The 22,399-nt window shown below is 63.1% G+C and carries 25 protein-coding genes and 1 other RNA gene; 15 read left to right on the top strand and 11 right to left on the bottom strand.

What is annotated here, in order from left to right; translation table 11 throughout:
• Nucleotides 1-354 precede the first annotated feature (354 nt).
• A complete protein-coding gene (locus tag JKL46_RS22320; RefSeq protein WP_201837490.1) occupies nt 355-1,005 on the top strand; it encodes a hypothetical protein in 651 nt (216 codons plus the stop codon).
• On the opposite strand, the gene JKL46_RS22315 is transcribed toward JKL46_RS22320, so the two are convergent.
• The 3 genes from JKL46_RS22315 to JKL46_RS22305 are packed head-to-tail and all read right to left on the bottom strand — an operon-like array spanning nt 1,002 to nt 4,128.
• On the bottom strand, nt 1,002-2,003 hold the full coding sequence (locus JKL46_RS22315; RefSeq protein WP_201837488.1) for a metallophosphoesterase family protein: 1,002 nt from the start codon (nt 2,001-2,003) through the stop codon (nt 1,002-1,004). The two genes, JKL46_RS22320 and JKL46_RS22315, sit on opposite strands and share 4 nt — an antisense overlap.
• On the bottom strand, nt 2,000-3,829 hold the full coding sequence (locus JKL46_RS22310) for an AAA family ATPase (protein ID WP_343074095.1): 1,830 nt from the start codon (nt 3,827-3,829) through the stop codon (nt 2,000-2,002). The genes JKL46_RS22315 and JKL46_RS22310 overlap by 4 nt, the downstream gene beginning before the upstream one ends.
• A 2-nt stretch (nt 3,830-3,831) precedes the next feature.
• Entirely contained in the window at nt 3,832-4,128 is a 297-nt protein-coding gene (locus JKL46_RS22305; RefSeq protein ID WP_201837484.1) for a hypothetical protein, read from the bottom strand.
• 292 nt (nt 4,129-4,420) lie between these two features.
• Here JKL46_RS22305 and JKL46_RS22300 point away from each other — a divergent pair, with 292 nt between their 5' ends.
• From JKL46_RS22300 to JKL46_RS22285, 4 genes are all read left to right on the top strand, one after another.
• Nucleotides 4,421-5,026 carry a hypothetical protein gene (locus JKL46_RS22300; RefSeq protein WP_201837482.1) on the top strand — a complete coding sequence of 202 codons (606 nt, stop codon included), beginning with the start codon at nt 4,421-4,423 and terminating at the stop codon, nt 5,024-5,026.
• Nucleotides 5,027-5,031: 5 nt separating this feature from the next.
• Nucleotides 5,032-5,445: a hypothetical protein gene (locus tag JKL46_RS22295; RefSeq protein WP_201837480.1), complete on the top strand. Its 414-nt coding sequence runs from the start codon at nt 5,032-5,034 to the stop codon at nt 5,443-5,445.
• Between the two features lie 28 nt (nt 5,446-5,473).
• Nucleotides 5,474-5,749 carry a hypothetical protein gene (locus JKL46_RS22290; RefSeq protein WP_201837478.1) on the top strand — a complete coding sequence of 92 codons (276 nt, stop codon included), beginning with the start codon at nt 5,474-5,476 and terminating at the stop codon, nt 5,747-5,749.
• Between the two features lie 236 nt (nt 5,750-5,985).
• Nucleotides 5,986-6,489 carry a single-stranded DNA-binding protein gene (locus JKL46_RS22285; RefSeq protein WP_201837476.1) on the top strand — a complete coding sequence of 168 codons (504 nt, stop codon included), beginning with the start codon at nt 5,986-5,988 and terminating at the stop codon, nt 6,487-6,489.
• Nucleotides 6,490-6,545: 56 nt separating this feature from the next.
• Here JKL46_RS22285 and JKL46_RS22280 read toward each other — a convergent pair whose 3' ends face one another.
• Both JKL46_RS22280 and JKL46_RS22275 read right to left on the bottom strand, forming a co-directional pair.
• A complete protein-coding gene (locus tag JKL46_RS22280; RefSeq protein WP_201837474.1) occupies nt 6,546-7,460 on the bottom strand; it encodes a hypothetical protein in 915 nt (304 codons plus the stop codon).
• Between the two features lie 96 nt (nt 7,461-7,556).
• Nucleotides 7,557-7,832 (bottom strand): glycine zipper domain-containing protein, encoded by a 276-nt coding sequence (locus JKL46_RS22275; RefSeq protein ID WP_201837472.1) that lies wholly within the window; start codon nt 7,830-7,832, stop codon nt 7,557-7,559.
• Nucleotides 7,833-8,188: 356 nt separating this feature from the next.
• On the opposite strand from JKL46_RS22275, the gene JKL46_RS22270 reads away from it, so the two are divergent.
• A complete protein-coding gene (locus JKL46_RS22270) occupies nt 8,189-8,761 on the top strand; it encodes an HdeD family acid-resistance protein (protein WP_201837470.1) in 573 nt (190 codons plus the stop codon).
• 260 nt (nt 8,762-9,021) lie between these two features.
• Nucleotides 9,022-10,059: an AI-2E family transporter gene (locus JKL46_RS22265; protein WP_343074096.1), complete on the top strand. Its 1,038-nt coding sequence runs from the start codon at nt 9,022-9,024 to the stop codon at nt 10,057-10,059.
• Here JKL46_RS22265 and JKL46_RS22260 read toward each other — a convergent pair.
• On the bottom strand, nt 9,959-11,869 hold the full coding sequence (locus JKL46_RS22260; protein WP_246529459.1) for a metallophosphoesterase family protein: 1,911 nt from the start codon (nt 11,867-11,869) through the stop codon (nt 9,959-9,961). The genes JKL46_RS22265 and JKL46_RS22260 overlap by 101 nt on opposite strands.
• 225 nt (nt 11,870-12,094) lie before the next feature.
• On the opposite strand from JKL46_RS22260, the gene JKL46_RS22255 reads away from it, so the two are divergent.
• The 5 genes from JKL46_RS22255 to JKL46_RS22235 are packed head-to-tail and all read left to right on the top strand — an operon-like array spanning nt 12,095 to nt 17,150.
• Nucleotides 12,095-12,664 (top strand): DUF1269 domain-containing protein, encoded by a 570-nt coding sequence (locus tag JKL46_RS22255; protein ID WP_201837466.1) that lies wholly within the window; start codon nt 12,095-12,097, stop codon nt 12,662-12,664.
• 33 nt (nt 12,665-12,697) lie between these two features.
• A complete protein-coding gene (locus JKL46_RS22250; protein ID WP_201837464.1) occupies nt 12,698-12,979 on the top strand; it encodes a YXWGXW repeat-containing protein in 282 nt (93 codons plus the stop codon).
• Between the two features lie 51 nt (nt 12,980-13,030).
• Nucleotides 13,031-14,032 (top strand): glutaminase A, encoded by a 1,002-nt coding sequence (glsA, locus tag JKL46_RS22245; RefSeq protein ID WP_201837462.1) that lies wholly within the window; start codon nt 13,031-13,033, stop codon nt 14,030-14,032.
• A gap of 31 nt (nt 14,033-14,063) precedes the next feature.
• Nucleotides 14,064-15,683: an MFS transporter gene (locus tag JKL46_RS22240; protein ID WP_246529458.1), complete on the top strand. Its 1,620-nt coding sequence runs from the start codon at nt 14,064-14,066 to the stop codon at nt 15,681-15,683.
• A gap of 12 nt (nt 15,684-15,695) precedes the next feature.
• Entirely contained in the window at nt 15,696-17,150 is a 1,455-nt protein-coding gene (locus tag JKL46_RS22235; RefSeq protein WP_201837459.1) for a metal-dependent hydrolase family protein, read from the top strand.
• Nucleotides 17,151-17,278: 128 nt separating this feature from the next.
• Here the strand turns inward: JKL46_RS22235 and JKL46_RS22230 are convergent, their stop codons facing one another.
• Nucleotides 17,279-17,485, bottom strand: a complete 207-nt coding sequence (locus tag JKL46_RS22230; protein WP_201837457.1) for a hypothetical protein — start codon at nt 17,483-17,485, stop codon at nt 17,279-17,281.
• Nucleotides 17,486-17,604: 119 nt separating this feature from the next.
• Between JKL46_RS22230 and JKL46_RS22225 the strand changes: the two genes are divergently transcribed.
• The 3 genes from JKL46_RS22225 to JKL46_RS22215 all read left to right on the top strand — a co-directional run bounded on the left by JKL46_RS22225 (nt 17,605) and on the right by JKL46_RS22215 (nt 20,773).
• Nucleotides 17,605-18,561: an ABC transporter transmembrane domain-containing protein gene (locus JKL46_RS22225; protein ID WP_201837455.1), complete on the top strand. Its 957-nt coding sequence runs from the start codon at nt 17,605-17,607 to the stop codon at nt 18,559-18,561.
• A gap of 990 nt (nt 18,562-19,551) precedes the next feature.
• Nucleotides 19,552-19,936: a transfer-messenger RNA gene (gene ssrA, locus JKL46_RS22220) on the top strand.
• Nucleotides 19,937-20,026: 90 nt separating this feature from the next.
• Nucleotides 20,027-20,773, top strand: a complete 747-nt coding sequence (locus tag JKL46_RS22215) for a hypothetical protein (RefSeq protein ID WP_201837453.1) — start codon at nt 20,027-20,029, stop codon at nt 20,771-20,773.
• Nucleotides 20,774-20,836: 63 nt separating this feature from the next.
• Here the strand turns inward: JKL46_RS22215 and JKL46_RS22210 are convergent, their stop codons facing one another.
• From JKL46_RS22210 to infA, 4 genes are read right to left on the bottom strand one after another with little or no spacing between them, the layout of a single operon-like run.
• Complete coding sequence (locus tag JKL46_RS22210; RefSeq protein WP_201837451.1) at nt 20,837-21,556, bottom strand: lysophospholipid acyltransferase family protein; 720 nt, start codon at nt 21,554-21,556, stop codon at nt 20,837-20,839.
• 9 nt (nt 21,557-21,565) lie between these two features.
• Nucleotides 21,566-21,796, bottom strand: a complete 231-nt coding sequence (locus tag JKL46_RS22205; protein WP_201837449.1) for a hypothetical protein — start codon at nt 21,794-21,796, stop codon at nt 21,566-21,568.
• Nucleotides 21,797-21,809: 13 nt separating this feature from the next.
• Entirely contained in the window at nt 21,810-22,073 is a 264-nt protein-coding gene (locus JKL46_RS22200; RefSeq protein ID WP_201837447.1) for a hypothetical protein, read from the bottom strand.
• Nucleotides 22,074-22,119: 46 nt separating this feature from the next.
• Nucleotides 22,120-22,398 carry a translation initiation factor IF-1 gene (infA, locus tag JKL46_RS22195; protein WP_201837444.1) on the bottom strand — a complete coding sequence of 93 codons (279 nt, stop codon included), beginning with the start codon at nt 22,396-22,398 and terminating at the stop codon, nt 22,120-22,122.
• Between the last annotated feature and the right edge of the window lies 1 nt (nt 22,399).

Below are 22,399 nucleotides of genomic sequence, written 5' to 3'. Positions count from 1 at the left end.
ATCCTAACTTTCACAGGAGCCCGCGTTTCGGTTTCACGCTCTTCTCAGGCCCGATTCGGGCTGGCATGTTCGTTCTTTGTTCTATAGCAAATTCAACGAGTCCCGTCCATTTTCCGGCCTCAGTGTGAGGGACATAAACGCATGTTCTTCAATGACTTAATCGATGCGTTGTTTTGTCTCAACGCTTCCGAAGCAGGGCCATAAGCAAACGGCCACGCTTCTCTCCACGTACCGGGACCGAAATTTGACCGACGGCTATATGTTCTATATATGTTCTCATTCGCCGTCGGGCTATCCTCTTGCCGGAACTCCGGCCTTTTACCCGATATCTGTAAAGCCAAGCCGGAGGACCTGATGTCCGCGCAAGCGCTCCTCGACCTGTCGGATCGGCGCCCTGCCCGCCGCACGGGCTCCCGCCGGACGGCGAAGCGCCCCTCGACGCCGCTCACGCGCAATGCGCTCATCGCCGATTTCCTCGCTCTCTGCGAGCTCGATGCGGAGATCGAGTCCCTTCGCGCGCCCGCCGATCCGGCCCGTTTCGCGATCGGCGACGAGACGATCGAGCACGTCGCCGATTTCGAGATCGTGCGCGACGGTGCCTCCTGCCTGATCGACGTGATGAGCGACGACGATCTCCTGACTCATCCGCTTCGCGCCGCGGCGATCCACGGCATCGCGGCTGTCGACGGACGCCCGTTCCTGATCGAGACGGCCGCAAGCATCCGGGCCGAGCCGCGCTTCACCACCACGCGCCTGATCATGGCCTGCCGGCGCACGCCGGTGAGCGCCGGCGACCGGGTGCGCATCCTGCATCAGCTCGACGAGGTCGGCGCCATGCGACTGGTGGATTGCGCCGGCGCCGTGATGAACACGCAGGACGGCGTGGCCGCCGTTCTGGCGCTTGCCTGCGAAGGCCTGATCGCGGTCGATATCAGCCGCCCGATCCTGCCGGAGACGCAAGTGCGAAGGCGCCGCCTGCCCTATTCCGATCCATTCGCCTTTTAAGATCCTGCCGCGTGACGTTCCACCGCTTCGCCGAGGAGCGAGCGCACGATGGCGCGAACGGCGTCCGAGGTCTCGTCTTCCGCGAATTTCGCCTCGATCTCGTCGCGGATGATCGATCCGTCGCCGCTGCGCTTCAGCTCAGTCGCGGATTCGGCCTGCAGCAGCGTGACGAAGGCGCTCTCGATCTCGCGCGCCACGACGGCCTCGTCTGCGGCGTCGACTATTCGCCCAGTCAGATCGAAAACGTTGCTCTCGAACGGCAGGGCCTGCGGCTCCAATGCGCCGCTCCCGTCAAGAATCCAGGCCCGTGGCACATGATCCACGAGATCGACGGACTGCCGGGTGATGGTGCCGGGATTCATCCAGCGCGTGCGCCCCGCCAGAACCGACTTCTGCGTCTTGTGGATGTGCCCGTTGACGAGAACGTCGCAACCCTCGACGGCAAAGGGCGGCACGGCGCCGGGATAGCCGCCGTCGAAAGCGATGTTGTGATGGGTGAACCAGGCCTGGAGGTCCGCGCCGGAGAATGAGCCGCGCGCATCGGTCGGAATCGCCTGACCGTAAGGCGTCATGCCGACGCCGATGCGTCGCCCGCCGATATCGAACTCCGTCACGGGCGAGGAGGTCGCAACCACATCCACCACATCGCACAACCCCAAGAGCGCCAGAGAGTCACCGTCGGTCAGCATCGTGTGCTGAATGTCGTGATTGCCGACATTGACGATGGGGCGATGGCGGAAGCCTTTCAAAACGCGGATCAGTTGGTTCTTGAGCGCCACATCGGTCTCGACCGGTCGGTCGAAGAGATCGCCCAGGATCACGACCGCGAGCTGCCGCTCGTTGGCGATGGCAACGCAAGCCTCCAGCTTGCCGAGCACGGCCTGCGGCCAGACCTCATCCTTGCGCCGGCCCGGACGCCTGGAGCCCACGTGCGGATCCCCGATTACGAGGATGCCGCTGCACGCCATGGAGGGAAGTCGGTCTCCGGACAGGATCATGCGGTCAGCCGCTCCGCGGGCGCAAAGGATTGGGAAGAATGAGAATGGTGATCGAGCAGGTTCTCGGGCTTCACCGGCGAACCGCATGTGGGGCAGAGCCCGCCCGTCTCGGCGATGAAGCGCTCCATCTCAGCCTTGATCGCCGTCAGGCCTTCATCGATCGCAGCGATGCGGCCTCGGGCGATCCCGGCCGCGTTGCCAAGATCTTCGATGCGCTTCAACATGTTTTGTGCGGGCGCCATGCTTTCAAGAACCGGGACGGCCTGCGGCAGGCTTTGCAATGCCGCAAGCCGCGCCTTGCTGCCCGCCAAGTGGCGGCCGAGATCGACTACCCTCCGCCCGATGCGCTCGCGCTCCCGTGAGCGCTCGACATTCCGCGTCAAGTTCGCCAGTTGCTCCGCCTCGGGCAAGGCGGCCGTAATCGCAGCCCGCGCGTTCGCGGTCTGCAGCCGGCCGCCGAGATCGGCGAGGCGCGATGCACTGCGCTGCAGCCTGTCGAGATGCGCAGCCGCACCCTTAAGATCCGTCGACCGGGAGCGGAGGGCGGAGAGTTTCTCCTTGAGACCGTCGAGCGCCTGCAATCCTTCGAGTGTCTCGCTAAGAGCGATCAGCTCGCGCTCGCCGTTGCGCACAAGATCGCTGTCCCGGCGGCAGCGTTCCCGATGGATCACGAGCATGTCGCGGATATAGCCGGCTTCCTGCCCGATGGACAGAACGGCGGACCGGCGGGCTGGCGTTTCGCCAAGCAGGAACACCGGAAACTTCTGATGCGCGATGTGAACGTCGAGATCCTCGACCTTGCGGATGCGAATGAGATCGGCGACCCAATCGGGCACTGTGCGCCCGCCGGTCTCGTAGCGCATGCCGGCTTCCTCGACGACAGCGCCGTCCGCTTCATGCAGTGACCAGATATTGACCGGCGAGCGGCGCGGCTGGCGCGTGAAGCGCAAGGTTCTGTTGCCGGCGACGCCGATCTCGACGAGGGCGGCCTTCGCGCCGGCGCGCACGAGGCTGTCTCGCGCTTCGCCGTAGAACACGGCGCGCAGCGCGCGAATAAAGGTGGACTTGCCGCGGTTGTTCGGGCCGATCAGCGCATTCACACCAGGGGACAGGTGCAGCGTCGCATCCTGATAGGCCTGCACATTGACGAGCCGGATGAAGCGCAGGCCCGGCTGTGCAGCGTCCCACGCGGCGCTGGTGTCGGAGGATTGCACATCGACGCCCGAAGCCGGCTCGCCGACGATGCGCGCGATGTGAAACGAGCCCGAGAACTGCGACAGGTCGTGGTGAGAGACCGCAAGACACTGCACGCCGAGGCGCGCTGCGCCATCTTCCAGCACCCGATAGAAGGACGAAACGCGGTCCGGCGCGATCCAGCAATCCGCCTCGTCGAGGGCGAGGAAGCGCGCGACATCCGCCTTGACGACGGCGATCAGGCGCAGCGCCATGCCGACCACATTCGTCAGCGCGCCGCCATTGTCTTCCAGCACGTCTTCCAGGGTGCCGTCCGGGCGCCGTACGCAGACATCGAGGGAAGCGAGACCGCGCTCCGTCGACAGGTCCAGCGCGACAGGCTTCTCTCCCGGCAGAACCTCCTGCACGAGCGCCGTCAGCAGCGTTTCGAAGGCGGACAGGCTGCGGCGGCTGGCGCTGCCATGCACCGCCTCGATGAAGGTCTCGACCTCGTCCTTGACGGCAAGGCGCCCCTTCGCCAGCTCGACGTCGCGCGTCAGCTCAGCGACGCGGGTTGCAACGGCATCGCGCCGTCCTTCGAGACGGGCGAGCGAGGCTTCCGCCCGCGCCACATCGTGATCGATGGTCTGCACGATCAACGCTCGTCCCCGAGCTGCTTGAGACGCGCTTCGACCTCGCGCAGGGCCAGGCTGAATTCCTCGGCGCGCTTGGCGTTCTTCGCCTGAGCGTCCTCGATCAACGCCTGGATCTGGCCTTCGTCGTCGGTGCCCAATTCGGACAGCGCCAGCGCACGGGCCTCCTCGAGGTCGCGCGCCAGACGTTCGACTTCGCCTTCCGCGCGGATCCGCTCGGCGCGCAGCCTGTCGAAGGTTTTGCGCATCTCCTCGAGGCGGCGGAGCTGGTCCGTTTCGAGGCGTGTCGGGCTGGTCATGGCGTGGCGAATCCGCTGGGTTGCAATGGTCGAGCTTCAGTTATCGCGAGCGGTATTTCGTCGCAACGACTTCGCCTCTTTTTGGACCGGATCGAGGGCAATCTCTTCAATGCCGGCATCGGACCCTCCACATAGTGTCGGTTACTCCAAGATTACAGTCTTCAAACGCCGTCTTTGCTTGACACAGAGGGCTTTGAGGATATGTTCTTGATTTGTTCGCATCCTTTGTATGCGTCTTGGATGTGACGCCATTAGGGCAGCCGCGCCCGAACAGCCGCAAAGGATATCCGCGATGAGCGTCATGATCGACGAGCGACCGATTTTCGAGAACGAAGACTGGCTCGTCACCGAGAGTGGGCTCGAGCACAAGCGTACAGGCTATTTCATCGAGCGCGACAGCCTTGGCCAGCGCCGCGAGGACGGACTTTGGGCTTGGCCGCTGCATATGGCCGAGAAGAGCTGGTGTGCGATGAAATCCTTCACGGAGGCCTTTTCCCGCGCGGCGTCGCTCTATGGAGTGGCGACCGGTGTAGAGCTTGCGCAGACGCTGAAGGTCGCCCGCTTGGAGATCTCGCCGTGGCCGGGTGTCGCAGAGCCTGCTTATCGCACGGTCCCAGTGATCCCGGGTGCCTTGCATCCAATGCGTGGAAACCCCATCTCCATGGAACCGCGCTCCGCGCCGAAACCCTTGAACGGTCAAGGTTTTCCAGGCTCGGATGACGTGCGGCGCATGCGCCCGGCATCCGGCGCGCGCCCAGTTTCGACGAACCCGCGTAACCGTTCCGACCGCATGAGTTTCCTGCGCGAAACCGCCCTCCCCTGGCGGGCGCCGCAGCGGATTCGTGAAACCGGAACCGCGCTTGCCCGGCTGCTTCAGGCGGCCTGGACCACACGGTGAGGATCATGCCGGATTTCGGCCTTGAGGAGACGATGCGCCACGGCGCGCAGACCTTTCGGAACGCTCTCCCCGACGTGGAGGGCATAGCTCCCGAAACGGCGGACGAGTTTGCGCAGCAGGTGATCGAGACGATCTGCCATGCCAGCGTGACGCCGGCCATCGGTCGGCGCACCTTCGAGCGCTGCATGCGCGCCCTCGATTTCGGCTCGACGGCCCGGGTCGGCTTTCGCCATCCAGCCAAGGCCGCGGCCATCGATGCGATCTGGCATAAGCGCGAGGATCTGTTCGTCGCGTACAAGACCAGTGCCGACCGGCTGCGCTTTCTCGCGACGCTGCCGGGCATCGGGCCGGTAACGAAGCATTCTCTGGCCCGCCGGCTCGGCGTACATGTGCTGCAGGCCGAGCGGGCGATTGCCTGAGACGAAGAACAACAAGAGGTTTCAACCCATGGCTAAGGTCCGCGCAAGCGATGTCGGTTTCTGCGTTGTCGACGACAACGCCAATGTGATTGCGGACAACCTCGTCCGCCGCATCCGCGAGGCGACCGCGGAGATGGAAAGTCAGGTCAACCGGCTCTACCGGGGACGGGATGCCTACGATCTCGAGGACGGCGCCAAGCTCGACCTCGACAGGGCCATCGAGCAGCTCACCTATATGGCGCGCACCCTGCGCGAGGTTCAGAGGGAGCAGTCCAAGGTGGTCTATCTGCAGGCCGCTGAATAGCCTTCCGGCCTTGAGAGGATCGATCGAAGGGGAGTGGGAAACCGCTCCCCTTTTTCATGGCTATCGCCCAGGCCTCCGCCACTCCTCCGTAAGACCCCTGGCCTCTTGTGTTTCACATGGAACAAAGATAGAACAATAAGTGATGCCCGCCATGGGCAGGAGTGTGCAACCGACCTGGAAATGGTGGGCGTCCATTACGCCTCAGCCGTTCAGGAGAGATGAAGTGGAGAGGCCGTATGGCTGGATCTGTGAACAAGGTGATCCTGGTGGGCAATCTCGGGCGCGACCCGGAGGTTCGACGGCTGTCGAACGGGGAGCCTGTGGTGAACCTGCGCATTGCGACGTCCGAGACCTGGAAGGACAAGGGCACGGGCGAGCGCAAGGAGAAGACCGAGTGGCACTCGGTGGTGATCTTCAACGAGAATCTCGGCCGGGTGGCGGAGCAGTATCTGAAGAAGGGCTCGAAGGTGTACATCGAGGGCCAGCTGCAGACGCGCAAGTGGCAGGACCAGAGCGGGGTCGAGAAGTACTCGACCGAGGTGGTGCTGCAGCGCTTCCGCGGCGAGCTGACGATCCTGGACAGCCGCGGCGGTGGCGGCGCCTCGGAGTATGGCGGCGACGAAGAGCCGGGCCAGATCGCCCGCGGCGGCGATTTCGGACGCTCCTCCCCGATGGAGCGCAGGCCGGAGCCGGCTGGATCCTCCCGGCACAGCGATTTCGACGACGACATCCCGTTCTAGAGAATCTCGCAAAAGCTTTCGAAATCCGGGCCGCGCGCCCGGATTTTTGTGCCCGCTCAGGCTTCGGCGGAGGCCTTGCCGGTCGCATGCCGCGAACGCTGCGCCCGCTCGATCTCCCGCAGCTTGCGCGCCCTCTCCTGCAGGATTTCCCGGCTCGCCCACCACCAGCCCCTGGCAGCTCTAAGAGCGGGGTCGGCGTCGCTGCGAATGGGCCGGGTGCGGTAGATCTCGGAGAGCGTCGGCATCCTCCATCGCGCCCAGACGTAGCGGGACATGTCCCCTTTGATCTGCGGATAGATTTCCACCATCGACGGATCGTCGATGACGTCGCTCTCGATCTCCTCGAACACCACGACGCCCCACTGCCAGGTCGCCAGGGGAAAGCCGAGCGGCGGAAGATCGTCTCCCGGCACCGGATAGCGCCTGCGGCGGCGCTCGGCCTGGATGCGGCCCGCCTCCTCCGACGCAACGGCTTTTCCTTCCTCGCGCCGCTTCTTACGGGCCTCAGGCTCGTTGCGCCGCGCCGCCTCCTCGATCTCGGGCCAGCGTGCCTTCAGCTCCTCATAGGATCGGAACGGCACGCGCCAGACCCTCTTCTCGGGATCCCAGTGCGCCCAGGGGATCTGGCGCAGCAGGTCGACGATGGTGCGCGAATAGGGCGTGCGCACCTCGAGATCATCGGCCACCGTCAGGTAGGGGCTTTCCAGAGGATCGAAGGCGAACGCGTCCCGACCCTTTGCATCCGCGTGGCGGTCCAGCGTATCCAGTTCTTGAGCCATCCAGGCATCGAGCCGCCGCACGGCGGTCGTTCCAGGCACGAACCAGCGCTGCTCCGCCCCACGCCAGCGGGCCCGCGGGAAGCTCTCGCGAAAGCGCCGCACGAGGTCGCGGTCATAAGGGAAAGCGGCATAGGCGCCGGGTCGCTCGGAATCGTCGGTAGGATCGACCCGAAAGGCGAATGCAATCTCCATCGCGACCGGCTCTCCAGATCCCCTTTGCAGAACAACATTCTGTCAGAGGAATGGATCCGATCCAGCCCCGCGGATCAGGCTGTGGGACCTATGCCGTTACCGGCAATAGATATTGCCGGCGGCATCCCGAAAGGTGCCTCGGGGGCATGGACTGCGCGGAGCGGTCGCCGCACCGACGATAGCCCCGCCTGCTGCGCCGACTGCAGCGCCCGCCAGCGCTCCGCTTCCCCGGCCCGTGGCCGCTCCGCCGATGGCGGCACCCGCGAGGCCGCCGACGACGGCGCCGCCGGCAGCGCGTTCGCCCGAGGTGTTGCAAGCGGTCATGGAAAGCACCAACGCACCCGCCGCGACGGCTGACATGATCTTCCTCATCGCACTTCCTCCCGTACTCCGTATTCTTGGCCCGCTATGGGACGAGAATGAGACGTAGCCTCTCGCGTTCGCGCTCGTTTGACTATCCGGTGAAGTCCGCGTTCTGGCGGGTAAAGGCCGGATACCAACGGTTGGCGATAAGCAGAGCATGACCGGGTTTTACCCTACATCACCAAAATCCCGATCCGGGTTCAGGCTGAATCCCCCGTCGGCCTCGTGACAATCCTCACCCCGGCTCGGGGTTAGACCCGATAGACGATGACCGCACGATGCGCCAGCAATTCGTTATTTCGCGATGAGTTTGATCGAATGAGGATTATATTGAAGGCGGATGGCGGCGACGGAGGGAGGGTTCCATGGCGATATCGTTGGATGCTGCAGCGGAAGTGTTTCGTGAAGCGATGCGGGACACGGTCAAGCGTTACTCGCTGTGGTATCTTATCGAGGGACTGCTGCTGATCGCTGCCGGTTTCCTGGCAATCGTCTATCCCGTATTTTCCTCAACGGCCGTCGTCGTTCTGCTCGGCTGGCTTCTGGTGATCAGCGGCTTCGTCCAGGCGCTCAGCCTGATCAGCGCGCGGCACGTGCCGCATTTCTGGCTGCAGCTCATCTCCATCTGCCTCGCCGTGCTGATCGGCTTCCTGTTCCTGCGCGACCCTGCCCAGGGGATGCAGACGATCACGCTCCTCCTCATCGTCTTCTTCATGATGGAAGGCATTTCGAAAATCGTCTTCGCCTTGACCATCCGGCCGTTCCCAAATTGGGGCTGGGTGCTGGGCAGCGGCATGGTCGGCATCCTGCTGTCCCTCCTGCTCTGGGCCAATCTGCCGGTGACATCCGAATGGCTTCTGGGATTTCTGCTTGGCCTCAATCTGATCAGCGTCGGAGCGGCGATCGCCTATCTTGCCTGGAGAGTGCGGACGAGTTGAACGGCGGCGAGCCGGTCTGCCGTCGAGACATCGGTCAAAAGCGCCCGATCAGCGGCACGAGGAAGACCGATAAGACGAAGAACCAGATCAGCAGGGGCAGTCCGAGCTTCCAGTAGTCGCCGAAGGCGTATCCTCCCGGTGCCATGATCAGGAGCAGATCGTTCCGCGTCTTCGACGCTCAAGAAACCGGGAGATACGACGTGGATCGACCTGAAGCTCCCTTGAACGAAACGCATCGTGCAGCATCTGACTTTCTCTCCGTGCAATGGGCTTGGATCGTCCTCGTAATTCTCAGCCTGCTGGGAGCGGTTTTCGTCGCAAAGGCCGTTGTCGCGCCGGTTGCTTTCTCACTGTTCCTCATTGCGATGATCTGGCCGCTGCAGTCGCGCCTCCAGGCCCGTGTTCCGCGCCTCATTGCGCTGGCCATCAGCATCCTGGTGCTCGTGGTTGCCTTCAGCGCCTTCGCCTCGCTCGTCGTCTGGGCCTTCGGCCGGGTCGGGCGTTGGATCATCTTCAATCTGAACCAGTTTCAAGCGCTGTATAACCAAATGACGCTTTGGCTCGAGAACCATGGAATCGTGATGGCGAGCCTCTGGGCCGACCATTTCAATGCCCGGTGGATCGTGAGCTTCCTGCAAACGCTCACCGGGCAGGTGAACACGACCTTGAGTTTCTGGCTGGTGGTTCTCGTCTACGTCATTCTCGGCCTGCTCGAGGTCGAAGGAACGGCCAGGAAGATCCGATCCCTTCCCAGCCCGCGCGCTGCACGCATTCTGCTTGCCGGCAGCGCGGAAACGGCCTTCAAGATCAGGCGATACATGATCGTGCGGACCCAGATGAGCGTTCTGACCGGTGCGCTCGTCTGGGCCTTTGCGATGCTCTTCGGGCTGCCGCTTGCTGAGGAATGGGGCGTGATCGCCTTCACTCTGAACTATATTCCGTTCATAGGCCCGTTCATCGCGACCCTGTTTCCGACATTGCTGGCGATGGTCCAGTTCGAAACCTGGCAGGCCGTCATCGTACTTTTCGCCTGCCTCAACGTGATTCAGTTCGTGGTTGGGAGCTATATCGAACCACGCCTCTCCGGCAGCGTTCTGGCGATGTCTCCCTTCGTCGTCCTGTTCTCTATCTTCCTCTGGACATTCCTCTGGGGCCTTCCGGGCACCTTCATCGGGCTGCCGATCACGATCGCGATCCTCACCTTCTGTGCTCAGGATCCGGCGACCCGCTGGCTGGCGGTTCAGTTCGGTCCGCCTGATGAGGCTGATCTGCCCGCTCCTGCCCGTTCCGAAGGCTGACCATCACCCGCTCCGGTGCGGCGAGCTGCATCTGGCCGCCGTCCAGCGCGAGACGATGGACGAAGAACGAAACCTGGCCGTTCTCTGCTCTATCCATCACCGGAGAGGAAGCCGAGACGATGCGGACGCCGCCGCATTGCCCGATCCATTCGGTGTGCCGGTGGCCGTGAAATACGATCGATCGCCCGGCGTTCGGACGCAGCTGACGCACGAACCAGGAACCGTTGACGAGGGCCGTCCCGATGCGCTCGGAGAAGGCTTTGGCCGGCGTGGGATACTCCACCAGGTGATGATGGAGCGCCACGATCCAGCCGGCTCGCGGATATTGCTCCATGGCGGCCCTGAGAGCTTGCTCCTGAAGCACGGACACCATGCCCAAGGCGTTCGTGAAGGAAAAATGCGCTTCCGCATTCGAGTTGAGAAGCACGATGCCGAGTCCGTCATCCGCCGACGGCGGAAGGATCATTGGAAAGGCATCGTCCCAGACCTGAGCCAATCGATGCGACAGCCGGATCCCTCCTCGATCCGCGAAGGCTTCGATCTCGTCACGATGAGGACGCAGCCTCTCCGTCAAGGAGGGGCCGAAGCGATCCGTCTCAGAATCGAAGCACAGAACCTTGTCGCCATGCAGAGCCTCGATGGCGGACAGGGTGCGCAACTGGCGAAGCCGCTTTCCAGGGCTCGTCGGCAGTTCGAGCCGGGCCGGGTTGGCACGGTCGACGACGTTCACATCATGATTTCCGGGCAGGATCAGAACGCGCTCGGCGAGACTTGGGTGAGCTGCGACGGCATCCAGGAACTCGGCCCATTCCGCGGAGCGTCCCGCATCCGTCATGTCGCCCGTGATCAGTATGAGATCCAGGGGCTGCTCGGCGTGAATAGTGTCCAGCCTGTCGAAGACCCGATGCGCTCTCCCATTGCCTTGCGGCCCCGTCCGCCCGCTTTCGATTCGGAACCCGTAACGTTCGCCGACCATATGAAGATCGGACAGATGCGCGACGCGCCATGTGCGGGTTCCGGAGCGGATCTCGTCGAATGCCATCAGATCCGCCGGTCGCCCCATCGCACCGTCCGCAAAAGCCCAGACGAGCGCGGCGATCGTGACGTAGCACCCAACGATGACGACGGCATTTGCGAGGACAGGGACAATCAGCTGGAGCGGCGCCATCAGGTCCGTCGCATCGCCCACCCAGCGCGACAAGGGCCAGGCCATAGTGACGAACCAGACGGACAGGGCGCTCGCCAATATGCCGCCGCCGACAGCAGCTGCCGCGTAAAGCTGCGTGCGGCGACGCGGTCCGAGATCGGGGACGAGCTTGACGCCGATGTGCCGCAACCCCTCTCGAAACAGCGCGTAGATCGGCTGAACGGCCAGAGCATTGAGAGACCAGAAGCTTTGCTCGGCCATCCGCAGCAGGGGCCTGCCGCCGAACCAGGCAAGGACGACGAGGCCGGCGGCGATCAGCAGCGACCAGAATCCGGCGCGCGCCGCGGCGACCCTTTCCGGCATCGTGGTCGCCCATCCCAGAACGATCAGCGGCGCAAGCCCCAGCAGGATGGCGGGCAGGCCGATCAGCATGATCCAGGCGACGAAAAGCTTCGGCAGACTGATTTCTGCGAGAAGGCGTCCGCCGATGGCGACGAGCGACCGGCTCTTGGTGCTCGCGACATCGTCCTCCGCATCCCCGAGGCGTGGGTCGATCAGCAAAGACTTGCAACGATGCATCGACGCCGGGCGGTTCGGATCCTGAGCATCCGAGTCGTCCACGCCTCGGAGGCCGCTCTTAACCGTCTGTGAGTCGATCGGCATGGCCTAGCTCCGAGGCTGGCATCCATAGCGATCATTGCTCCGCCTCATGTCATCGCCTGTCAAGGAGCTGGCTGCCGACCCGGGCCGCCTGAGCGAAGTCCTGAGGCCAATGGGGGAGTTTTTCGCACCGGATGAGGGTTTCACCTGATGGTCCCGCATGAGGGCCATTGGTAGCCTTACCGTCGCGCAAGGCGCAGCAATGTCGATGCTTGAGGAGTGTAACCCATGGCTGAATTGGTGGTCGTCGGGTTCGACAACCCGACCGATGCGGATCGCGTCCTGACTGAGCTCACGCGACTGCAGAAGGAATATCTCATCGATCTCGAAGACGCGGTCGTCGCCATCCGTGCCCAGGACGGCACGGTGCGCGTCAAGCAGAGCGTCAATCTGGTGAAGCTCGGTGCGACCTCGGGCGGCCTGTCCGGCGCGATGTGGGGCAGCCTGATCGGCCTGCTCTTCCTCAATCCGATCGCCGGCCTCGCCATCGGCGGCGCGGTCGGAGCCGGCTCTGGCGCTCTGTCCGGAAGCATGATCGACTATGGTATCAACGACGACTTCATCAAGTCGATCGGCGACACCCTCAAGCCGGATACCTCGGCCTTATTCCTGCTCATCCGCAAGTCGCAGCCGGAAAAGGTTCTCGCCGAGCTCAAAGGATTCAAGGGACACGTTATCCGCTCCTCGCTGTCGCCGGAGCAGGAAGCCAAGCTCCAGGCCGCTCTCGCGCAGGCTCATCCGCCTAGCCCAAGCGACGGCATGGAAGCCGCAGGCGCGGTGGCTGCCCAGCCGACATGATGATGCCGTGCCGCTCGGCAAAAGGAGATCGACATGATCACGCGACGCATCCTCTTGAACTGGCTGGTCGGAGCGGCAGCGGCTATCCCGCTCGGCACAGTCGGATCAACCAATGCGGATGCCCAACCCCGTCGCGAAAGCCGTCCGCCGCGACCCACGCGTCCAGGAGGCCCTCCCCCGCCGAGACGGCGGGAGCGGCGCCCGCCACACCGTCCCGGCTTCGTCTGGGTGCCTGGCCGCTGGGTCTGGAGTTCTCGCCGCGGACGTTGGGTCTGGACGTCGGGTCATTGGGTTCGCCGCAGAGGCCGGTGGTAGGCGCTGCGACGCCGCCGAGACCGTGCCGCGATTGCCAGAGGGAGCTGAGGCATGGACTTGCTCAACCCGATCGTGAAACCCGGAACCTCCTTCGTCTCCACCGGGCGCCTGCCGCCGGCGGACGACATCAAGCGGCTCGTGGTCGAAGCGCACGAGCGCTTCCGTTCGCTCGACCAGGGACATGTCTCCCAGGTCTATCCGGCGCTCGCGCGCGTGCCGCGTGACCTTTTCGGGCTCTGTGTCGTAGGCGCCGACGGCGGCGTCTTCTCCGTCGGCGATGCGGAGCACGAATTCACCATCATGAGCGTCTCCAAGCCGTTCATCTTCGCGCTGATCTGCGACCTGATCGGTGCGACGGGCGCGAGAGAGAGGCTGGGCGTGAACGCGACGGGGCACGCTTTCAACTCGCTCGCCGGCATCGAGCGCAATCCCGACGGCCGCACCAATCCGATGGTGAATGCAGGCGCCATCGCGACCACGAGCCTCGCGCCCGGCGAGAACACCGATGCAAAGTGGCGCTTCATCCATGAGGGTCTCTCCCGTTTCGCCGGGCGGGAGCTACTGCTGAACGAGGAGGTCTATGCCTCGGCCTCAAAGACGAACTTCCGCAACCGCAGCATCGCATGGATGCTCGAGAGCGTCGGCCGCATCTACTGCGACCCCGCCGAGGCCGTCGATCTCTACACCAGGCAATGTTCGTTGAACGTCAGCGCGAAAGATCTCGCGGTCATGGGCGCGACCCTCGCCGATGGCGGCTTCAACCCGGTCACACGCGAGCAGGTGGTCAGTCCGGACGTCTGCCATTACGCGCTTGCCGTCATGCTCACGGCAGGGATGTACGAAACCTCCGGCGACTGGCTCTACGAGATCGGCCTGCCGGGCAAGAGCGGCATCGGCGGCGGCATCGTCACGGTCTCCCCGGGCAAGGGCGGACTCGGCACCTTCGCACCGCCGCTCGACGAGGCCGGCAACAGTGTCAAAGGGCAGTTGGCGGCACAATTCCTGTCGCAGCGCCTCGGCCTCGATCTGCTCGTCTCGGCGGCACAGACGTGAACGCGCCCCGCCATCCGTCACGGAGACACCCATGACAGGCGCAACGAGCGTCAATCACGTGCACACGGACGAGAGAGCGTCCTGGGTCCCCATGATCGCCATCGCGCTCGGCCAGGTGATCATGTCCTTCAACGTGGCATCCCTGCCGGTTGCGCTGGGCGGAATGGTCGAGAGCTTCGGTGTTCCGCCGACCACGGTCGCCACGGGAATCGTGGCCTATTCCATGCTCGTGGCCGGCTTCGTCATGCTCGGCGCGAAGCTGGTGCAGCGCTACGGCGCGTTGCGGGTATTCCGCGTCGCCGTCGTGGTGTTCGGCCTTGCGCAGACCTTGATGACGTTCAGCCCGAACGCGACGGTGATGATCACGGCGCAGGCCCTGTGCGGTGCAGCCGGCGCCGTGATCGTGCCGTCCCTGGTTGCGCTGATCGCGGAGAATTACCACGGCAGCCAGCAGGCCACCGCCTTGGGCGCCCTCGGCTCGGCGCGGGCAGGCGCAGGCGTCGCGGCGTTTCTGATCGGCGGCATTCTCGGCACCAATATCGGCTGGCGGCCCGCCTTCGGCATCCTGATCGCGCTGTCGGCCCTCGTGTTCCTACTCAGCTACCGCCTCAAGCCGGACCATGGACGCCCGGAGGTGAGAATCGATCTCGTCGGCGTGGTGCTTGCAGCCGGAGCCATCATCCTCATCAGTTTCGGCTTCAACAATCTGAACGGCTGGGGCCTCGGGCTCGCGCGGCCCAATGCTCCGTTCAACCTGCTCGGCGTGTCGCCCGCACCGGTGATGATCGTCATCGGCGTGTCGCTCGGACAGGCCTTCCTGATGTGGACCCGCCGCCGCGAGGCCAGCGGTCGGACGCCGTTGCTTGCGCTGCAGGTCTTGGAATCCCCGCAGGAGCGCGCAGCCGTCTATGCCATGTTCTCGGTCGTCGCGCTCGAGGCGGCGCTCAATTTCTCGGTGCCGCTCTACATCCAGATCGTGCAGGGACGCTCGCCGCTCGCGACGGCGGTTGCGATGCTGCCCTTCAACCTGACGGTTTTCTTCGCCGCGATGGTCATCGTCCGGTTCTACGACCGCTTCACGCCCCAACAGATCGGCCGCTTCGGCTTCATGCTCTGCGCCGCGGCACTGCTGTGGCTCGCTTTCGTCGTGCGCAACGATTGGAGCGCGGTGCCGGTGCTTGCGGGACTCGTGATCTTCGGCATCGGGCAAGGATCGCTCGTCACGCTGCTGTTCAACGTGCTGGTGACGGCCTCGCCGAAGGAGCTCGCCGGTGACGTCGGCTCCCTGCGCGGCACCACCAACAATCTTGCCGCCGCGGTCGGCACTGCCGTGGCCGGCGCACTCCTTGTCGGTCTGCTCAGTTCGGCCGTCATGCGGCGTGTCGCCGAGAGCCCGCTGCTGCCGCCCGAGATCCAGTCGCAGGTGAATCTCGACAATGTCACCTTCATCAGCAACGACCAGCTCGAGAGCGTGATTGCCAGGACCAGCGCGACACCGGAGCAGAAGGCAGAGGCGCTGCGTGTCAACACCGAGGCGCGGCTCCAGGCTCTCAAGATCGGTCTTCTTGTCATGGCGGGTCTTGCCCTGCTCACGATCCTGCCGGCGAGCCGGCTTCCGAACTACCGTCCGGGAGAGATCCCCTCCGAATGATGCGAGGCGCCCATGTTTGCCTGTGAGCCTGCAGATCAAGTTGGCCTTTCCGGTTCCCTGAGCTGTCATTGTTGTCAGCCGCAGCTCCGGGCCGCCGCGCATCGTATCGACAGGGACCTTTCCCGGCGCGGGTTCATCGCCGGTGCAGGCGCGTCTCTGGCATCGCTCGGGCTCGCTCGCCCGGCACGCGCGCAACCTACGTCGCCCCGCCCGATCGTGTTCGCAAATTTCCGGCTGTTCGACGGCAGATCGAAATCTCTGCGTGGGGGGCTTCGCCTCCTCGTCGAGGGCAATCGCATCAAGCAGATCGTCAGCGGCGATCCTTCACCACCGGACGGCGCACAGGTGGTCGATTGCGGCGGACGGGTTCTGATGCCGGGCCTCATCGATGCGCATTGGCATGCGATCTTCGCGGCACTTCCGGTCGCCGCTCTGTTGACGGCTGACATCGGATACATCTTCCTCGCGGCGAGCGCGGAGGCAGAGCGGACGCTGATGCGCGGCTTCACGACGATCCGGGATCTCGGCGGCCCATCCTTCGCGTTGAAGCAGGCGATCGACGACGGATTGGTCACGGGCCCGCGCATCTATCCATCGGGTGCCATGATCACGACCACCGGCGGCCACGGAGATCTGCGCTCCCTGTCCGATCTGCCGAGGAGCCCCGGAGGCCCTCTGAGCTTCATGGAAAAGACGGGCGGCGCGAACATTGCCGACAGTGCCGACGAGGTTCGCCTGCGCGTCCGCGAACAGCTGTTTCAGGGTGCCTCGCAGATCAAGCTCGTCGGCGGCGGAGGCGTGTCATCGCCGCGCACCACGCTGGACATGCTGACCTTCAGCGAGCCCGAGCTCCGCGCAGGCGTCCAGGCGGCGGCGGACAGAAGCACCTATGCCGCGGTGCATGCCTATTCGGCTGCCGCGATCCGGCGGGCTCTCGCCGCAGGCGCGCAATGCATCGAGCATGGGCATCTGATGGATGAGGCGACCGCCAAACTCATGGCGGACAACGGCGCATGGCTCAGCACGCAGCCCTTTGTCAGTGATGAGGATACATCTCCTCTGACCGGGCAGAGCCGGACGAACCTGCTGCAGGTGATCGCCGGCACCGACACGGTCTACACGCTCGCGAAGGCTCACAAGATCAAGACCGCCTTCGGATCGGACCTGCTGTTCTCCCGTGTGATCGCGGAGCGGCAAGGCATCATGCTGACCCATCTGACGCGCTGGTACGACAATGCCGATATCCTGGCGATGGCGACATCCGGCAACGGCGAGCTGTTGGCGATGTCCGGACCGCGCAACCCGTATCCGGGAAAGCTCGGGGTCATCGAGGAAGGGGCTTTCGCCGATCTGCTGGTGATCGACGGCAATCCCCTCGACGACATCGCGCTTGTCGCCAATCCGGGAAAGACCCTCATGGTCATCATGAAGGACGGAAAGATGTTCAAGAATGCATTGCCGGCCTAGAGCATTTTTCGGCGAAGTGGATCCGTTTCGCCGAAAAATGCGGCAAAGCAAAGAAGAGAGCCGATTCCACGGAAGTGGAATCAGCTCTCGGAACGACTCGTTTGGCTCGTCTCCCTGAGCGGGAGCGCTCAGAACTGGCTGTCTTGATTGCGTCGAACGACCTTGAGCACCAGCATGACAACGCCGACCGCGGCCATGAGGATTCCGACGATGCTGAGACCGGTCGAGCCGTTGCTGTAGGCCAGCAATGCCACCACGATGCCAAAGATGAGAAGGAGAAGCCCACCGAGCTTCTTGATCGCAAGGACGGGCTTGTCAGTCACATCGTCCGGCATGGCGCACCTCTGCTGAAACCAGATTCGTATCGACCTGCCGTGGATAAGTGTAACGGCATCCGGCAATATCAAGGATTGCAAATGCCGGTGTTGACCGGACCGGGGAATGGGGAACAGCTATGTCGGTGCCCAATTCGAGTTTTGTCACCGAGTCCGCGTCAACGGGATTGTACAAATTCTACGGGACCATCTGGAAGAACACTTACAGGACGCAAATCCTACTGATCGCTGTGTCGATTGCCATCGCCCTTCTCGCCGCGGCTCCGTTGTACTTCCAGCAGAAGATCATCAACGGACTCACCTATGGCATTCAGCTCAACCAAATGCTGTTGCTGGGCGCTCAATATGCGGCAGCGGCGCTCTTCACCATTGTCCTCAAACTGTTTCTTCAATACCGCGTTGCCGTTCTCGGCGAGGCGGCCGTCCGTCACGTCCGGCGAAAGATCCTGGCCAATCACACCGACAGCCGTCGCATGGGATCGCCCGCTCGATACGCGGATGGAACGATCGTCAGCATGCTGACGGCCGAGGCCGAAAGTGTCGGGCTCTTCGTCGGCGAAGCGATCAGCACTCCCCTCGTCGAGGTCGGCATGCTGCTCAGCATTCTTGTCTATATAACGGTGAACGAGCCAGTCCTGGGGCTGTTCATCGCCTTGATCGTTCTGCCGCAAGGCCTGATCGCGGGGCTCGTTCAGAAGCCTGTGAACCTTCTCGTGCGACGGCGCGTGGAAATTCTGCGGGGAGCCGTCGATCAGACGATCGCAGCGGATCCCACGAGCCAGGAGAATGCCATTCGAGAAGCATTCGACGAGATCTATCGGAACAGGCGGCGAACTCACATCCTGAAACTTTCCTCGAAGGCGGCGTTGAATGCATTTACAGCCCTTGGCAGCACCGGGACGCTGATGATCGGTGGCTGGCTCGTGCTGCAGGGACAGACCGATGTCGGTACGGTTGTCGCTGCTCTGATCGGGCTGACGCGTATCGGCCGCCCCTGGAACAACCTGATCAAGTTCTACCGGAGCCTGAGCGTGGTCGTGGTGCGTTACGATCTTCTGAAAGAGGCGATCGAATAACCGACTGCGCCGGGGCAAACCCCTGTCTGCCGCGCGGAAAGCCCGAAAATCAACTCCAGCGAAACCCTCCTGCTTCGCAGCTTCGGCCTTCGGTGCCTGATATCCGACTGTTGGAGGCCAAACATCAGGATCGGCATGCGCATGGCTCGCATCGATCGCAACCTCGCGGCCTGATGATGTCGCCCGCTTCAGGCTGCCATGCGACAGCGAATTGCCGATTAGGAAAGGCCGGTCCGTCCCTTGGCGGTCGGTGGTTTCAATCTCGTCATGCTGGAAGCTCAGAAGGCCCATTCCGCGTCGATCCAAGTTCTGTGGGAGGGCCTCGCGCAAGCAGAACACTACACTCCGTAATTCCGCTAAGGCCCGCTTTTGAAGAGCCTGAGACAGCGCAGAGGTCTTCGGCCCTCCTACAGCTTCGCAAGGCAGATACCCGTACCTAGCATCGCCGCAACCGCCACAATCGACAGGCAGAATAAGCTGATGCGGGTCGTTCACTCCTGCTGGTCCAGTTCGGCCCGAACAACCTTGATCCGGCGTTCCCGCTCGTGTTCGTGACGCGGCTTGTTGCCGTGAGGCATGGTTGCCATTACTCGTCTGGGGAAGCGGCAGCGGCCTTAAATCGACATGACATTCAATACTTGGATGAGCACCACGACGAGAGCCAGGGCGCTCGAGAGCGTCAGGACAACGCTACTTATCCTCGCTGACGGGCGAGCTGGGCCTCAAGGGCATTGATCTCAAAGGGTCCAAGGCGGCCAGGAGCAGGTTGGCGCGATGATCGACGTTCGAAAGCTTGGCCATAACGACTGCGTCATCTTGCCGTAACCAGCGCAGGTAATGGTTAATCGTGCCGCCGGAAGCCCACGCTGCTCCTTTCGGGTAAGGGGGGCATCACCCCATCGTCCGGCCATACTGAGCTTGCCAGATGCAGCGGTTGGAGTTTCGAACCGGGCTCGGTTGCAACACCCATTGAAAAGATCGTCGGTCTCGGGACTGGATATAATCCCTGACGATGTGTATATCGCAGGGGTCAGGTTCGCCTGACTATGATCGTAGAGGCAGAGTGGAATAGGCGTTTAGGACGCGGGTTCGATTCCCGCCGCCTCCACCACGAGCACACCGGCCGTCCAGGTACCGCAAGACGGGTTTTGGGCGAATGGCCTTTCGTTGGGGCCATGCCGCTGTCCCGGTGTGTTTTTGATGGGGGCGACATGGGTTCGACTGGGCGCAATAAAGGCTAGGCTGCGGTTAGGCTGAGCTACGGCCTCAACAGTGCAAATTCATAAATGCCAACGACAACGTTGACATGGGTGAAGTGCGCTTCGCAGCGTAACCATCCGGGGCTCGGGAAAGCCTAGCAACAGAAACGGCACCTTCGGGTGCCGTTCCCATTTCATGTCCTTGGCATTCCCTGCTCATGCCGAGCCCCAAACAGCGAGACAAAGAAAAGATGTCTGAGATTCAGGTGGGCGGCTACATCCGCGTTTCCAAAGGAGCCATGGTCTACCCGACCGGCGACGGCGTCGAGGCTCCGGCCGCGCGCGATCAGGTCGTGAAGGTCATCGAAATCTTCGACGTGGACGTGAAGAGCGACAACTTCTACCTGCTGCTGCCGGACGATATGCGGTTGCGCTACTTCGAGGCCAGCGGCGGAAAACGTCCCATCGACCAGGACATCCTGGAGTTCACCGACCGCCTGACGAGAGGCGATTATCGCGCGGTGATGTGGTCAGGAAAATGGGCGTTGATCGCCGACATCCAGCCCGCGGAGGCTCCCGCCAACGCCAAAACGACCCGAAAGGCGGAGAAGCCGGCAAAGCCGGGGAAGAAGCCGCTCACCAAGCAACAGCAGATGGCGATCGGGTCGGTCTGGCGCTTCGTCCAGGACGCAGAGCTTCGCTACAAGGTACGCAACCCCGCATACGCTGCCAAGCGTGATGAGCTCGACAGAGGTCTCCACGAGTTATCCCACCATGCGCGGAACCAAGTGCTGGACGCGAAGCTCAGCGAGCTGGGCATCATGGATCACATCGACGAGCCCTGGGGGCCGGTGACGGCAGGCGAGACCTTTTCGATCCGTGGCAAGCTGACCTCCGGCTTCGCGGGCGGAGTGGACGTGCCAATGTTGTTCCGGGGTGAGAAGTTCACCTTGCCCTATTCCAGCCTCGAGCCCTTCGTTGAGTTAGTGGTCGAACGGCAAGGCAACCGCTAGCGAAACAAGCCGATCGTAACGGCATGCGATACATTAAATCCGGCGAGATATTCATCGCCGGATTCAGGCCGACTGAGGCCAGAAGGACTTTCTCTCGGCCTCAAGAAGCTGCACTGCGCGGCGCGTGAATTCCCGCGCGCCGAGACCTGGCGGAATCGGATCGAGATATGAGACCGAAATCGTCCCCGCTCTCTTGCACGAGCGGCCTGGTCCCCAGAAATGGCCCGAGTTCAGGGCGACGGGAAGAACCGGTCGGCCTAGCTTCGCATAGAGCAGTTCCACCCCGCGCTTAAACTCGATGGGTGCTGTGGTCGGCTTTCGGGTACCCTCGGGGAAGATCAGCACCGAGCGTCCCTCAGCCAGCGCGGCCTCGCTTTCCTCCACCATCTTCCGGATCGCCTTCGCACCGCTCTCACGATCGATCAGGATCATCGGTGAATTGCGCAGGAACCAAGAGAAGACAGGCACCGTCAGCAGTTCCTGCTTGGCGACCATGGCCACGTCCGGAAACAGGACCAGGAACGCGAGTGTCTCCCAAGTAGACTGGTGATTGGCGATGATCAGGCAGGGTCCGTCAGGGATGTTGTGCCGACCACGCTCGCGGTAGGTCAGCCCGACGGACAACTTCAACCCCATGAGAACGCCGCGAGCCCACAGCCGTGAAGCCAGCCGGACGCCGCCTTCCGGGGAACCAAACAGCCACAGGATCGCCAGGGCAGGCACGAACAACCCTGTCCAGACGGCAAGCAGAAGATCGAACAGGATCGAGCGGATACGCTGCATGGTCATGGCTCAGCGGTCAGTCGTTGCCGACGTTCCCGCACCATGTCCGGCGTCAGCCGGGCGGATCTGGGACTCGCCTGCGGCGCGCTCGATCCCGCTCGCGGTATTCTTCATCCTGTAGTATGGCTCGCCATCGTTCTCCGGCATCAGGCGGGTAACCTCATAGACCCCGCTCGTGCGGTCGGCGAAGTACGCGCCAGCGGCATTCACCAACTGGCCGAGGGAATACTTGTGGCTCATGAATGCCTCCTTCTCAATTGAGAGATCTCGACCGGGGATTTGTGTGGGCGACGATCGGCAGGACCTGCTCGACCTCGGCATCGTGCCGCTCATCGATGATCTCGGCCATGACCATCGTGTCGTCCGCGCGCATCGAAGTGACCGGGTAAATCAGGTACTCGCTGTCGCTCTCGACGACGACGGCATCTCGGTCAAAGCGCAGCACGCAGTTGGTCTGACGCATGAGCCATTCCGGCACACGATCGCCGGCCTCGAACGTCCATGTCTTCTCTGGCATTAAAAACCTTTCGCCCGGCTGTAAGGTTTCAGCCGTACTACGACGTTTAGCGGCGTCGAAATTGCGGACGGCGCTGAGCCCCCGGACGGGGAACGCCTGGTCCGGCGTCCTTGTGGCGGAAGATCAATCGTCCCTTGTCGAGATCGTAAGGCGACATCTCGACCGTCACGCGGTCTCCGGCCAACGTCTTGATGCGGTTCTTCTTCATCTTGCCGGCCGTGTAAGCGACGATCTCATGTCCGCTCTCAAGCCTCACCCGAAAGCGGGCATCGGGCAAAATCTCCACGACTTCACCCTCGAAGGTGATCAGTTCCTCTTTTGCCATT

This window comes from Microvirga zambiensis WSM3693, from assembly GCF_016735695.1.
Classification (GTDB): Bacteria; Pseudomonadota; Alphaproteobacteria; order Rhizobiales; family Beijerinckiaceae; genus Microvirga; species Microvirga zambiensis.
The sequence above is the reverse complement of the archived record's forward strand: the minus strand, read 5'-3'. Positions and strand labels throughout refer to the sequence as shown.

Bases quoted from the DNA above. Each gene is read 5' to 3' on its own strand.
- JKL46_RS22320 (WP_201837490.1), top strand. From the start codon at position 355: ATGTCCGCGCAAGCGCTCCTCGACCTGTCGGATCGGCGCCCTGCCCGC.
- JKL46_RS22315 (WP_201837488.1), bottom strand. From the start codon at position 2,003: ATGATCCTGTCCGGAGACCGACTTCCCTCCATGGCGTGCAGCGGCATC.
- JKL46_RS22305 (WP_201837484.1), bottom strand. From the start codon at position 4,128: ATGACCAGCCCGACACGCCTCGAAACGGACCAGCTCCGCCGCCTCGAG.
- JKL46_RS22300 (WP_201837482.1), top strand. From the start codon at position 4,421: ATGAGCGTCATGATCGACGAGCGACCGATTTTCGAGAACGAAGACTGG.
- JKL46_RS22295 (WP_201837480.1), top strand. From the start codon at position 5,032: ATGCCGGATTTCGGCCTTGAGGAGACGATGCGCCACGGCGCGCAGACC.
- JKL46_RS22290 (WP_201837478.1), top strand. From the start codon at position 5,474: ATGGCTAAGGTCCGCGCAAGCGATGTCGGTTTCTGCGTTGTCGACGAC.
- JKL46_RS22285 (WP_201837476.1), top strand. From the start codon at position 5,986: ATGGCTGGATCTGTGAACAAGGTGATCCTGGTGGGCAATCTCGGGCGC.
- JKL46_RS22280 (WP_201837474.1), bottom strand. From the start codon at position 7,460: ATGGAGATTGCATTCGCCTTTCGGGTCGATCCTACCGACGATTCCGAG.
- JKL46_RS22275 (WP_201837472.1), bottom strand. From the start codon at position 7,832: ATGAGGAAGATCATGTCAGCCGTCGCGGCGGGTGCGTTGGTGCTTTCC.
- JKL46_RS22270 (WP_201837470.1), top strand. From the start codon at position 8,189: ATGGCGATATCGTTGGATGCTGCAGCGGAAGTGTTTCGTGAAGCGATG.
- JKL46_RS22260 (WP_246529459.1), bottom strand. From the start codon at position 11,869: ATGCCGATCGACTCACAGACGGTTAAGAGCGGCCTCCGAGGCGTGGAC.
- JKL46_RS22255 (WP_201837466.1), top strand. From the start codon at position 12,095: ATGGCTGAATTGGTGGTCGTCGGGTTCGACAACCCGACCGATGCGGAT.
- JKL46_RS22250 (WP_201837464.1), top strand. From the start codon at position 12,698: ATGATCACGCGACGCATCCTCTTGAACTGGCTGGTCGGAGCGGCAGCG.
- glsA (WP_201837462.1), top strand. From the start codon at position 13,031: ATGGACTTGCTCAACCCGATCGTGAAACCCGGAACCTCCTTCGTCTCC.
- JKL46_RS22240 (WP_246529458.1), top strand. From the start codon at position 14,064: ATGACAGGCGCAACGAGCGTCAATCACGTGCACACGGACGAGAGAGCG.
- JKL46_RS22235 (WP_201837459.1), top strand. From the start codon at position 15,696: ATGTTTGCCTGTGAGCCTGCAGATCAAGTTGGCCTTTCCGGTTCCCTG.
- JKL46_RS22230 (WP_201837457.1), bottom strand. From the start codon at position 17,485: ATGCCGGACGATGTGACTGACAAGCCCGTCCTTGCGATCAAGAAGCTC.
- JKL46_RS22225 (WP_201837455.1), top strand. From the start codon at position 17,605: ATGTCGGTGCCCAATTCGAGTTTTGTCACCGAGTCCGCGTCAACGGGA.
- JKL46_RS22210 (WP_201837451.1), bottom strand. From the start codon at position 21,556: ATGCAGCGTATCCGCTCGATCCTGTTCGATCTTCTGCTTGCCGTCTGG.
- JKL46_RS22205 (WP_201837449.1), bottom strand. From the start codon at position 21,796: ATGAGCCACAAGTATTCCCTCGGCCAGTTGGTGAATGCCGCTGGCGCG.
- JKL46_RS22200 (WP_201837447.1), bottom strand. From the start codon at position 22,073: ATGCCAGAGAAGACATGGACGTTCGAGGCCGGCGATCGTGTGCCGGAA.
- infA (WP_201837444.1), bottom strand. From the start codon at position 22,398: ATGGCAAAAGAGGAACTGATCACCTTCGAGGGTGAAGTCGTGGAGATT.